Source organism: Serratia sp. J2 (assembly GCF_046269175.1).
Taxonomy (GTDB): Bacteria; Pseudomonadota; Gammaproteobacteria; order Enterobacterales; family Enterobacteriaceae; genus Chania; species Chania fonticola_C.
This window is the reverse complement of the sequence record NZ_JBKABN010000051.1, coordinates 1-12,754: the sequence shown is the minus strand read 5'-3', so window position 1 is coordinate 12,754 and position 12,754 is coordinate 1. Positions and strand designations below refer to the sequence as shown.

Below are 12,754 nucleotides of genomic sequence, written 5' to 3'. Positions count from 1 at the left end.
AGCCTCCTCTCCCTGTGGGATAGGAGACCGAACGTGCCACCGTTTTACTCCAGTAATCTGCCCGCAGCGTCACATCAATTAGCAAGAGAATTTAACGAGCTACAGGTTAAACTCTGTACCTAATTGCCACTCTGTACTGCTCCCTCTCCCTGTGGGAGAGGGTTGGGGTGAGGGGAGCCATTATATCTCGCGTCCCTTCAGTAGCTTCCTGACCCACATGCGGTTTGGGTTTAACGCTGCCAACATCTCGCTATCCCCCGGTAAGGGTTCGCCAAACAGCTGAGCCGCTAAAATCTCCGCGGCCAACGGCGCCGAGCACAGGCCGCGTGAGCCCAAGGCTCCGATCATAAACAACCCCGGATACATTGGCGCATCGGCAATTGTTTCACCGCGCTGGCGTTGCAGCTGTAAATCGCCATACAGCGCCAGAGTGGCTTGATAGTCCGGCACGGCACCGACCATCGGCATATGGTCTCGCGTAGCGCTGCGTACGCCACAGCGTGCCTGCTGACCACTGATATCCACCTCTTGCGTCCAGTTCTGTTCTGGCAGACAGCGCAGCAGGCGATCGCGGTTCTCTTCTTGCTCTGCCTGGCTATATTCAGTGTTTGATTCACCGCGCAGGTAGCTGGCACCAATACAGTGCTGCTGATTGCCAGGATTCACCGGCGTCAGATAACCGTCGTAACACAGTACCTGCTTTAACTCACTTAAGATTGGCGTAGTGGGAATATGTGAAACCTGGCCGCGCACCGCATATGCAGGTAGTGCGGCGCTAGGTGACAGAGTGGTGAGTTGGTGCCCGTTAGCCAGGATCACCGTCGCATGTTGGTGAGTTTCACCCTCAGCAAAATGCAACTGCCAACCCTCATCATTGCGGTTCAGATCGGAAAGCGTATGCAGATAGTGGCAAACCAATCCCTGCCGTTCGGCCAGGGCAATCGCGGCACGCGTCAGGTCAGCAGGGCACAGCCATCCCCCGAGCGAATAGTGAATGCCACTAAACCCCGTATCGATCCCACACAGGGCGCTAAGCGTAGCGCGATCGGCCTGTTGTGCCAGAGTATGCGGCCAGGCAACGGCCAGGATCTTGGCGATCTTCCCCGCGCTTTTCTCGTCATAGGCCAATTGGCTGACGCCACACCACTGGTGATCGAACTCAACCTGCTGTTGCAGCAGGGCGTCATACTGGCGGCGGGCAAAGGGGAAGGCGGCGGAGAAGAAGTTTTCCAACGCATCGCCCCGGCCATTCAGCAATGGGTACAGCGCCCCCTGGCGATTGCCGGATGCTCCCTCTGCAGGCTGTGCATCGGCGCAATACAAGCTAACCCTGGCCCCACGGCGCAATAAGGCCAATGCGGTGAGCGCACTGGCTACGCCGCCGCCAATAATGGCGACATCGTCGGTATTCTCCGCTGCCGGGCGAAGGAACCACGGGCTTGGATTGACGCTTGCCGGGGTGTCGGTGGGGAGCTGGCCGGTGAGCATCTCGCGTTTCTGGCCAAAGCCTTTGCATTTGCTGACCTCAAACCCGGCCTGCTGCAATCCACGGCGGACAAACCCTGCGGCAGTGAAGGTGGCAAAGCTGCCGCCTGGGCGGGCAAAACGCGCCATGGTGGCAAACAGCGGTTCGCTCCACATATCGGGGTTTTTGGACGGCGCAAAGCCATCCAGGAACCAGGCGTCAATTTGATCGTTCATGCTGGCGTCAAAGTGTGGCAACAGGGTATTGACGTCACCGAACCATAAATCGAGCGTGATCTGCCCTTCGGCAAGCAGCAGGCGGTGGCACCCTGGCAGCGGCAAAGGCCACTGGGCGCGAAGTTCATCGGCAAAGGGGGCCAGTTCTGGCCATTGGGCATGGGCTGCCGCCAGATCGTCCAACTGCAACGGGTATTTCTCAAAGCTGATAAAATGCAGGCGCCGCAAACTTGCTGCGGGTGTCTCCTGCCGAAAATGGGCAAAGGCCTGCCACAGGGTGAGAAAATTCAGGCCGGTACCGAAGCCGGTTTCTGCCACAATAAACAGTGAGCGTGGGTGATCGCTGAAGCGTTGTGGCAACCGGTTGCCCCCCAGAAAGACGTAGCGGGTTTCCTCTAGCCCATCCTGGTTGGAAAAATAGACGTCATCAAACTGTTTCGAAACAGGTGTACCTTGTTCATTCCAGCTTAACGCTGCGGTTTGGATGGGGGCATTGCTCACGGTAGGTTGCTCGTAATTCAAGGGATAAAGCGATTTTAACGGGGGTAGCCCCGAGGTGCAAACTGGGTAAAGATAATGCAAAATTATTCTGATCGGACTTGTTCGGCGTACATCTGTACGCTAAAGTGCGATGCAAAATCCCGAATGTAAATTGTGGAAGAGGTACTTGAATGAAACGTGCAGTGATTACTGGCCTGGGAATCGTCTCCAGCATTGGTAACAACCAGCAGGAGGTCCTGGCAAGTCTGCAGGAAGGCCGCTCTGGGATCACCTTCTCTCAGGAGCTGAAAGATTCCGGCATGCGTAGTCACGTATGGGGTGATGTTAAACTCGACACTACCGGTCTGATTGACCGTAAAGTGATGCGCTTTATGAGCGACGCGTCGGTTTACGCCTATCTCTCCATGGAACAAGCGATTCAAGATTCCGGCCTGGCAGCCGATCAGGTTTCCAACGATCGCACCGGTCTGGTGGTCGGTTCCGGTGGTGGTTCTCCACGTAACCAGGTTGCGGGTTCTGACGGTATGCGCGCCAAAGGCCTGCGTGGCGTTGGCCCATACATGGTGACCAAGGCGATGGCATCAGGCGTTTCTGCCTGCCTGGCTACGCCATTCAAAATTCGCGGCGTGAACTACTCCATCAGCTCTGCCTGCGCAACTTCAGCACACTGTATCGGCCACGCCGTTGAGCTGATCCAACTGGGTAAACAAGACGTCGTCTTTGCTGGCGGTGGTGAAGAGCTGTGCTGGGAAATGGCCTGCGAATTCGACGCCATGGGCGCGCTGTCTACCAGCTATAACGACACGCCAGAAAAAGCTTCCCGTACCTATGATGCAGCGCGTGACGGTTTCGTTATCGCAGGCGGCGGCGGCATGGTCGTGGTTGAGGAGTTGGAGCATGCTCTGGCTCGCGGCGCACATATCTATGCGGAAATCATCGGTTACGGTGCCACTTCAGACGGTGCCGACATGGTGGCTCCATCGGGTGAAGGCGCGGTGCGTTGCATGAAGATGGCAATGCAGGGCGTAGACACCCCAATCGACTACATGAACGTACACGGCACCTCCACGCCGGTTGGCGACGTGAAAGAACTGGGCGCGATCCGTGAAGTCTTTGGCGATAACACCCCGGCTATCTCTTCAACCAAAGCCATGACTGGCCACTCATTGGGTGCGGCGGGCGTGCAGGAAGCGATTTATAGCCTGCTGATGGTCGAGCACGGCTTCATTGCGCCAAGCATCAACATCGATAACCTCGATGAGAAGGCGGCTGGCATGAACATCGTGACCGAGCCAACCAAGCGTGAGCTGACCACGGTCATGTCCAACAGCTTCGGTTTCGGCGGCACCAACGCCACGCTGGTAATGCGTAAACTGCAGAAGTAAGCGTAGGGCGTCATATTATCAATCGGGTACGTTAAAGACGTACCCGATTTTTTTGTTTTCTAGACGATGGAATGCTTCAGTTCGACATTCTGCTTTCGTTCAATAAAGCGTCAGCTGAAGAAATAGAAACGTGCCACAATCAGCCCCGTTAAAAGGGTTAGCGCAATGATGCTGCGCTTTAAGTTTTCCAAGGTTATTCTCCTCATTATCTATTTGCAGTATAGGCACTTTATTCAGGTCGTTAATGGGATAAAAATGATATTTAATCGACGTTGATAGAGTGAAAATACGCCTTGAAATGTCAGTGTGAGTCAGTATTTTTATATTTTTGTAAAATCAATAATAGGTGTCAGGGCTGGGTCATTAATGGCGTTGCTTGTGGGACAGGTCCGTGTGTAATTCTAAATAACGCTTAAACAAAACTCCTGAAAGTACGACTCTCTAGCATATTATTTATCAAAAATAAAACAGCCATTATTAAATTAAACGAGGCTGCGTTTTTCGTTTAACTTAAAAAATACTGTGATAATAATGTTTTTATTATGTTAATTTTTTGCTTTTCATATAAATGACGTATAAACAACATTTCCGTTTTTTATCTCTATCAGATAAAACCCGGCATAATGCCCACGCTTTATCTAGCTTTACGATCTCGTTATGGCGAGGCTCCTATACGAACACAAGTTACCGCTCTAATGGCATCGAGAGAGGCCACCAAGGGTAAAACAAGCATTAGCCGAATCAAGGCATTGCTAAGGTAACTTCCCTCTGGGGATACGTTGTATAGTGCTAAACCCAAGACGTGGGGATCGGCTTTCGCTGTCCTGTCTTGTCGCCTCTATGAGACTCCATCTTTCAATCGGGAGTATCTAGAATGTCACATGTTGTATTGCAAGACCTTTACCAAAATGCCAACTTTGAAGACGACGCCATCGCGCGTTATATGAACAAAAAAGTCTTTGTTCTGCATCAAGATCTTTACGTTGGCGAAGCCAGGAAAATATTCGTTAATCAACTTTCCAACGACGATATTCCCGCACAAATCTTTATTGAAGATGGCACTAAACTGGTGGGTGTACTTTCTGTTAAACGCTTATTGCAGGAAGAACATAATGGCGAGCGTATCAAGGATATGATGGAAACCACCTTCTTCCATGTAAAACCCACGGACGAACGTGAACATATCGCTAAACTGGTGGACAATAATAATTTAGATATTGTGGCGGTGGTCGATAATGGCCGCTTGGTTGGCTGCTTAACGGAGCGCGAAATAGCGCAGATTATTGAGGATGAAAACACCGAGGATGCCCATATGCAAGGGGCAAGCCTGCCGTTGGATAAGCCTTACCTTGAAATGACCTCCTTCGAGCTGTGGAAAAAACGTAGCGTGTGGCTGCTGTTGCTGTTCGTCGCTGAAGCTTATACCAGTACGGTTATTCAGCATTTTGAAGAGTCATTGGAAGCGGCGATTGCCCTGGCCTTCTTTATCCCACTATTGGTGGGTACAGGTGGTAACAGCGGTACGCAAATCACCTCTACCATTGTGCGGGCCATGGCCTTGGGAGAGGTCCGCATGCGCGATGTGGGGCGCGTGCTACGCAAGGAAATGACGACCTCGGTGATGATCGCGTTAACGTTGGCCTGTGCTGGCGCGTTCCGTGGTTGGATGATGGGGATCGGCTATGAGATTACGCTCATCGTGAGCTTGACCCTGGTTTGTATTACGCTGTGGGCCGCGATTGTCTCTTCCGTGATCCCAATGGCACTGAAACGCTTCGGTGTGGATCCTGCCGTAGTCTCCGCCCCGTTTATCACCACGCTGATAGACGGCACCGGCTTGATTATCTACTTCAAAATAGCCCAGTGGACCTTGGGGCTAAATTAATACGTAAACCGGCGAAAGCCGGTTTTTTGCTATGATTAGCGGGATTTTTAAGATGTGTAGTTGACTGAAATCAAAGCATTTCCAGTTTACAGGATCGTTCCGAGGCGGCTTTGTCAGCGGGTGTAAATTCCGTACCTGAAAGGGTTTTCTGCCGATATACTCAGCGCAGTTTCTTCATCTGGAATTTTTGCATGTCGGCTTTGGCGTCCATTTCATTATCCATGCATCGGTTGCGCTTCGCCAAGAAGCGGGCCGCAGCATGGCTATTGGCCGTCTGCTGGCTACTGCTCAACAGCCAACTGGCGATTGCCAGCCATCACTGTGACCTGCAACTCACCACCGTTGCGCCAGCCGCGCAGCATACGATGCATATGCAGGCCGCCGATCCGCTAGCAAATGAGATGATGCAGGCCGAAGGGCCGCTGTGTGAAAAGCACTGCGTTCCAGATTCGGCACAGCAGGACCACGGTAATCTTGCCCTGGCGGCAGTAATACCTGCCAGCAGCGAGCTGTTGGTTGCCGCTCCTCAGCCCCAGGGACAGTTCTTACGCCTCGATTGGCAAACCCCTCCGATAGCAGGCCCACCGGCAGAGATCGTCTTCTGCCGCTTCCGTGAATAGCTAAACCAACCGCTTTGCCGTCCAGCACGGCGACCTGAGTTGTTTTTGTCTATTTTATGGAGCTATCGTTATGCGTAATCTGATCACTGCCGTTTTCATCTCTCTGATGTTCTCTTCATTTGTCTCCGCCGCGGAGATGCAACATCACCAACATGCCAGCCAAGACGCCGCCGTCTATCACTCTAAAGGGACCGTTAAGGCCTGGGGTGAGCAGAAAGTGTCGCTCGCCCATCCTGCCATCCCTGCCTTGAATTGGCCGCCGATGACCATGAATTTCCTTCAGCCTCAGCCGCCGTTGCCTGCCTTGGCTGCCGGGACTGCGGTGGAGTTCAGCTTCCGTCAGGTTGGCGGCGGCTATCAGCTGACCGCCATCAGCGCCAGCCAAGACTAACGGGGGCACCATGTCCAGACTACTTTCTCACCCATTGCGGGTGGGCTGGCTGCTGCTCGCCTGTTGGACGGCGAGTGCACAGGCAACCGGCGTGACGTTGGAGCAATCGTTGGCGGCGGCTGAGCGCTATTCCGCCGAGCTTTCGGCCAATCAACATCAGGTGAACGCGCTGCAAAACATGGCGGATTCGGCGATGGAATTGCCCGATCCCAAGCTGAAATTCGGCATTGAAAACGTGCCGGTACAAGGCGGTAACGCCCGGCGTTTGACTCGTGAGGGGATGACCATGGAGCGGGTTGGCATCATGCAGGATTATGTCAGCAGCACCAAACGCCAACGTAAGGCGGATACCCTACGGGCCGAGGCCAATAAAACCGAAGCCAGCAGTGCGACGATCCGCGCCCGCTTGCAGCAGCAGACGGCACAAGCCTGGTTGGAGTTGGCGTTGAGCCAGCAGACGCTGAAGGATGCTACGGCCTTGCTCAAGGAGAGTGAGCGTCAGATCGCCGCGCAACATGCCGGAGTAGCCAGTGGCAGTTCGCCCGCCGCTAACGTTATCGATGCTCGTTTGACGCTGTTGGCGATGCAGGATCGGCTTAGTGAGGCGCAGCGTGATGTCACCATCGCCCAGGCGCGATTGACCCAGTTGACCGGGCAGCAGGTGGAGGGGATCGGTGGCCCGTTGCCACGCTTCGAGCGCCTGCCCGCCGAGAGCAACCTGTTACGGCAGGCGATTAAACAGCATCCAGAGGTGGTGCAGGCCAGCCGTGAGGCCGATGTGGCCAAGGCGCGATCGGCGCAGTCTGAGGTGGCCGCCATTCCGGATGTGGGCATAGAGGTGTCGTATGGCAAACGGGCCGATGGCTATGAGGATATGGCAGGTGTGATGTTTACCGTCGATCTGCCCCTGTTCCGCTCCCAACGTCAGGATAAGGACTATGCCGCTGACGTTTCCCGTTCGATGGAGGCCAACGACCAACTGACGTTATTGATCCGCGATCATCAGGCCCAGCTAGATACCCTGCTGGCGCAGTATCAGGCCGCGCAGGCGCAATGGCAGCGTCAGCAACAGCAGGCGATCCCGCTGCAGCAACAGCGTGTGGCACTGCAACTGGCGCAATACCGCAGTGGCAAAAGCGATCTCTCCTCGGTGTTGGAGGCGCGCCGGGCCTTGCTCGACAGCCGCCTTAGCGCCGGTAAGGCCGCGCGTGAATTGGCTCAGCTGTGGGCCGCCATCCGTTATCTCACCGTGCAGGAGGCAAAGTCATGAAAATGCGTTTTAGCCTGACGCTGTTAGCCGCCCTATTGGGCGGTGCTATGGGCGGCTATTGGCTTGCCGGGGAAAAAACCGCGGCGCAACCCGCCAGCGGCGGTGCCGAACGGCAGGTGCTGTATTGGTACGATCCGATGGTGCCAGGCCAGCGTTTTGATAAGCCGGGCAAATCGCCGTTTATGGATATGGAACTGGTGCCACGCTATGCCGATGAGCAGCAGGATGATGGGGGTGTCACTATCAGCGCCCGGCAGCAGCAGAATCTGGGCGTCCGTACAACGGCAGCACAACTGCGTGAATTGAATTTGCAGCTTGGTGCCTATGGCAGCGTTGCAACCGATGAACGCGGCGTGCAGGTCATTGCCGCCCGGGCCAATGGGCTGATAGATAAACTCTATGTGCGTGCCAGCCAGCAGCAGGTAAAGAAAGGGCAAGCGTTAGCACAGCTATGGATCCCGGATTGGAGTGCTGCACAGCAGGAATACCTGGCGATCCGCAAACTGGGCGATAGCGCACTGACCTCTGCCGCCCGCCAGCGTCTGGCATTGCAGTTTATGCCTGAAGCCATCATTCGCCAGGTTGAACGCAGTGGCCAACCCCAGACCCGCATTACCATTACCGCTCCGGAGAGTGGGTTTATCAACAAGCTGGACGCACGGGAAGGGATGCAGGTCACCGCGACGCAGGGCCTGTTTGAGCTGGCCAGTCTCGATCCGGTGTGGATGGTGATTGATTACCCGCAGGCGCAGGCCGGGCTGTTACAGGTTGGCGATGCAGTGGCAGCCAGCTCCGCCAGTTGGCCGGGTGAACGCTTTACCGGGGAGGTTAGCGAGCTGCTGCCTAACGTCGATCCGCTTACCCGTACCTTTAAAGCACGTATCGTGCTGAAAAATCCCCAACAGCGCCTGAAACCGGGCATGTATTTGCAGGTGCAACTGGCGCAAAACGCCGGGGCCAAGCCAGTGCTGGCTATCCCGCAGGAGGCCCTGATCGGCAGTGGCGATCGCAACCGGGTGCTGGTGGCGGAAGGGAACGGCCACTTTGCTCCGGTTGACGTGGTCGCCGGCCTGGCACAGGACGGTTGGGTAGAAATCAAACAGGGTCTGCAAGCCGGGCAACAGGTGGTCACCTCAGGCCAGTTCCTGATTGATTCCGAAGCCAGCATGCGCAGCGCCTTGCCACAGATGGCCGCGCAGGAGGGGGAAAAACAGTATCAGACGCTGGGCGTGGTAGAGGCGGTGGATAATGATACCGTCACGCTGTCGCACGATCCGGTCGCAGAGTTGCAATGGCCCGCGATGACCATGGATTTCACCCTGCCTGCGGGTGGCTTACCCGCCGGGATTGGCATCGGCAGCAAGGTGATGTTCCACTTTAGCGTGGATGAAAATGGCTCGCACATTAGCCAGATCATGCAGCAAGGAGGCCATCAATGATCGCCTCCGTGATCCGCTGGTCGATACGCAATCGCCTGTTGGTATTACTGGCTTCGATACTGCTGGCCGGGTGGGGCGTATGGGCGTTGCAGAAGGCACCGCTGGATGCGCTGCCCGATCTGTCTGACGTGCAGGTGATCGTCCGGGCGACCTATCCGGGCAAAGCGCCGCAGGTGATCGAAGATCAGGTGACCTACCCGCTGACCACTACCATGCTGACGGTGCCTGGAGCCAGCACGGTGCGGGGCTTCTCGATGTTCGGCGACGCCTACGTCTACATTCTGTTTGAAGACGGTACCGATCCTTACTGGGCGCGTTCGCGGGTGTTGGAGTCACTCAGCCAGGTGCAGTCCTCGTTGCCGCCGCAGGTCAAAGTGGCGCTGGGGCCGGATGCTACCGGTGTTGGCTGGGTTTATGAGTATGCGCTGGTCGATCGTACTGGTAAACACAGCCTGGCAGATCTGCGTGCCTTGCAGGACTGGACGCTCAAGTTCGAACTGAAAACCGTGCCTAACGTCGCGGAGGTGGCCAGCGTTGGCGGCATGGTGCGGCAATATCAGGTGATATTAAATCCGCAAAGTATGCGGGCGCTGAATATTACCCATCAGCAGGTGGTGAGCGCCATTCAGGATGCCAACCAGGAAGGCGGCGGTGCGCTGCTGGAGATGGGGGAGGCTGAGTATATGGTACGCACCTCCGGCTACCTGAAAAAACTCGCCGACTTTAATAACGTGGTGATCACCGCCCGCGACGGTGTGCCGATCCTGTTGTCACAAGTGGCAGAATTACGTGAGGGGCCGGAAATCCGCCGTGGCGTGGCAGAACTCAACGGTGAAGGTGAAGTGGCGGGCGGTATTGTGGTGATGCGCTATGGTAAGAATGCGCTGGAAACCATTAATGCGCTGAAGGCCAAGCTGCAACAGCTTCAGCACACCCTGCCGCCGGGCGTGGAGATCGTGCCGGTTTATGATCGATCGCAACTGATCGAAAACGCGATCGATACGCTGTCATTCAAGCTGTTGGAAGAGTTCCTGGTGGTCGCGGTGGTGTGCGCTTTATTCCTGTCCCACTTCCGTTCGGCACTGGTGGCGATGGTGACTCTGCCGCTGGGGATCCTGGGTGCCTTTGTGGTGATGCATTACCAGGGCGTTAATGCCAACATCATGTCGCTGGGGGGGATCGCCATTGCCATCGGCGCGATGGTGGATGCGGCGATTGTGATGATCGAAAATATGCACAAAGTGCTGGAGCAGTGGCGGCAACGCCATCCCGGCCAGCAACCCACCTCAAAAGATTACTGGCACATCTCAGAGCAGGCGGCGGTGGAGGTTGGCCCGGCGCTGTTCTGTAGTCTGTTGATCATCACCCTGTCGTTTATCCCGGTGTTTTCGCTACAGGCGCAGGAAGGGCGGATGTTTGCGCCATTGGCGTTCACCAAAACCTATGCAATGGCGGTATCCGCCGGATTGGGCATCACGCTGGTACCGGTGCTGATGGGCTATTTTATCCGGGGCCGCATTCCGGACGAACATGCCAATCCGATCAATCGCGCCTTGATCCGCATGTATCAGCCGTTGCTGGCGGCGGTGCTGGCACGGCCTAAAACCACCCTGGGGATTTCCGCTCTGCTGTTGGTGCTGACCTTATTCCCACTCAGCCGCCTGGGCAGCGAGTTTATGCCACCATTGGACGAAGGGGATCTGCTGTATATGCCTTCGACCCTGCCGGGGATATCGGCCCGTGAGGTGGCACGGCTGCTGCAATTGACCGACAGGTTGATCAAAACCGTGCCGGAAGTGGACACGGTCTTTGGCAAGGCCGGGCGGGCGGAGACGGCAACCGATCCGGCTCCACTAACCATGTTGGAAACCACCATTCGTTTTAAGCCCCGCGACCAGTGGCGGCCCGGTATGACGATGGACAAGCTGGTGGCTGAACTGGACAGCGTGGTCAAGGTGCCCGGCATTGCCAACGTCTGGGTGCCGCCGATCCGTAACCGTCTGGATATGCTGGCGACCGGCATCAAAAGCCCGGTAGGCATCAAGGTCAACGGCAGCAATATTGCCGATATTGAGCAGGCGGCCAGCCAGATTGAGCAGGTGGTGAAGCAGGTTCCAGGTGTGACTTCCGCGCTGGCGGAACGCCTGGCTGGAGGGCGCTATGTGGATATCGATATCGATCGCCAGCGTGCGGCGCGTTACGGCGTTTCGGTGAAAGAGCTGCAATCGGTGGTTGCTACGCTGGTGGGTGGGGAAAACATCGCTGAAACCATTGAAGGGCGTGCCCGTTATCCGATCAACGTCCGTTACCCAAGGGAGATCCGTGATTCGCTGCAAAAGCTGCGTGAATTGCCGGTGGTGACGGCGACCGGTGGGCAAGTACCTTTGGCAGAACTGGCGGATATTCGCATCACCGAGGGGCCACCAATGCTGAAAAGCGAGAATGCCCGGCTTTCCGATTGGATCTATGTCGATCTGCGCGGGCGCGATTTGAAATCGGCGGTGGAAGAGATGCAGCAGGTGGTGGCACAGCAGGTGAAGCTGCCAGCCGGGGTTTCCCTCAGTTGGTCCGGGCAGTTTGAGTATCTGGAACGCGCCAGCGCTCAGTTGAAGATTGTGTTGCCGGTAACGCTGGCGATCATCTTTGTGCTGCTGTTTGTCACCTTCAACAGCGTGAGCGACGCGCTGCTGATCATGGCGACGCTGCCGTTTGCGCTGATAGGTGGGGTCTGGCTGCTGTATCTGCTCGATTACAACCTGTCGGTGGCGGGGGCGGTGGGCTTTATTGCCCTTGCCGGGGTGGCGGCGGAGTTTGGTGTGATTATGGTGCTGTACCTTAATCAGGCGCTGGCGAAACATCGTCAACCGGGCCAGCCGTTGAGTCATCAGCAACTAATGGCGGCGATTAGCGAAGGGGCGGTGTTGCGCGTCAGGCCGAAGGTAATGACGGTGGCGACCATTATGGCCGGTTTACTGCCGATTATGTGGGGCGGTGGTGCTGGCTCAGAGGTGATGCAGCGGATTGCCGCACCGATGATTGGCGGTATGGTGAGTGCGCCATTGCTATCGATGCTGGTGATCCCGGCGGTGTATTCGCTGCTGCACCGTAAGGATGAAAAACCTGGTGAAAAAGTGGAGTAATCGACCCCTCACCCCAACCCTCTCCCACAGGGAGAGGGAGCTGACACGGTGTTGTGGCAAGGTGCCGTGATCAATCTGCTAGCAGGGTAAAGGCAGTTGATCTAGTGCCATGGTCGGGTAAGTTTCTGTGACGAATAGCGAACTCGAACGGTCCCCTCCCACAGGGAGAGGGAGCTGGCACGGTGTTGTGGCAAGGTGCCGTGACCAATCTGCTAGCAGGGTAAAAGGCAGTTGATTAGTGCCATGGTCAGGTAAGTTTCTGTAACGAATAGCGAACTCGAACGGTCCACTTTCCTTGTGAGAGGGAGCTGGCAAGGTGCCGTGATCAATCTGCTAGCAGGGTAAAAGGTAGTTGATTAGTGCCATGGTCAGGTAAGTTGCTGTAACGAATAGCGAACTCGAACGGTCCCCTCTCCCTGTGG

Annotated in this window: 8 protein-coding genes and 1 riboswitch; of the genes, 7 read left to right on the top strand and 1 reads right to left on the bottom strand. The window is 56.0% G+C overall.

The window, feature by feature from the left end; genetic code table 11:
* Nucleotides 1–180: 180 nt before the first annotated feature.
* Nucleotides 181–2,202 (bottom strand): bifunctional tRNA (5-methylaminomethyl-2-thiouridine)(34)-methyltransferase MnmD/FAD-dependent 5-carboxymethylaminomethyl-2-thiouridine(34) oxidoreductase MnmC, encoded by a 2,022-nt coding sequence (gene mnmC, locus ACKWMY_RS27220; RefSeq protein ID WP_409487421.1) that lies wholly within the window; start codon nt 2,200–2,202, stop codon nt 181–183.
* Nucleotides 2,203–2,372: 170 nt separating this feature from the next.
* Between mnmC and fabB the strand changes: the two genes are divergently transcribed.
* The 7 genes from fabB to ACKWMY_RS27185 all read left to right on the top strand — a co-directional run bounded on the left by fabB (nt 2,373) and on the right by ACKWMY_RS27185 (nt 12,332).
* The gene (gene fabB, locus ACKWMY_RS27215) at nt 2,373–3,587 is read left to right on the top strand and encodes a beta-ketoacyl-ACP synthase I (RefSeq protein WP_021806051.1); all 1,215 of its coding nucleotides are present in this window, start codon (nt 2,373–2,375) and stop codon (nt 3,585–3,587) included.
* 644 nt (nt 3,588–4,231) lie between these two features.
* Nucleotides 4,232–4,402, top strand: a riboswitch (M-box (ykoK) riboswitch).
* Nucleotides 4,403–4,461: 59 nt separating this feature from the next.
* Complete coding sequence (locus ACKWMY_RS27210) at nt 4,462–5,472, top strand: magnesium transporter (RefSeq protein ID WP_024531285.1); 1,011 nt, start codon at nt 4,462–4,464, stop codon at nt 5,470–5,472.
* A 191-nt stretch (nt 5,473–5,663) separates the two neighbouring features.
* Entirely contained in the window at nt 5,664–6,092 is a 429-nt protein-coding gene (locus ACKWMY_RS27205) for a hypothetical protein (RefSeq protein ID WP_409487420.1), read from the top strand.
* A 70-nt stretch (nt 6,093–6,162) separates the two neighbouring features.
* Nucleotides 6,163–6,483: a copper-binding protein gene (locus ACKWMY_RS27200; RefSeq protein WP_024531287.1), complete on the top strand. Its 321-nt coding sequence runs from the start codon at nt 6,163–6,165 to the stop codon at nt 6,481–6,483.
* A gap of 10 nt (nt 6,484–6,493) precedes the next feature.
* Complete coding sequence (locus tag ACKWMY_RS27195; RefSeq protein ID WP_409487419.1) at nt 6,494–7,753, top strand: TolC family protein; 1,260 nt, start codon at nt 6,494–6,496, stop codon at nt 7,751–7,753.
* Entirely contained in the window at nt 7,750–9,192 is a 1,443-nt protein-coding gene (locus tag ACKWMY_RS27190) for an efflux RND transporter periplasmic adaptor subunit (protein ID WP_409487418.1), read from the top strand. Before ACKWMY_RS27195 ends, ACKWMY_RS27190 begins: the two co-directional genes overlap by 4 nt.
* Nucleotides 9,189–12,332: an efflux RND transporter permease subunit gene (locus tag ACKWMY_RS27185; RefSeq protein WP_409487417.1), complete on the top strand. Its 3,144-nt coding sequence runs from the start codon at nt 9,189–9,191 to the stop codon at nt 12,330–12,332. The genes ACKWMY_RS27190 and ACKWMY_RS27185 overlap by 4 nt, the downstream gene beginning before the upstream one ends.
* Nucleotides 12,333–12,754: the final 422 nt, after the last annotated feature.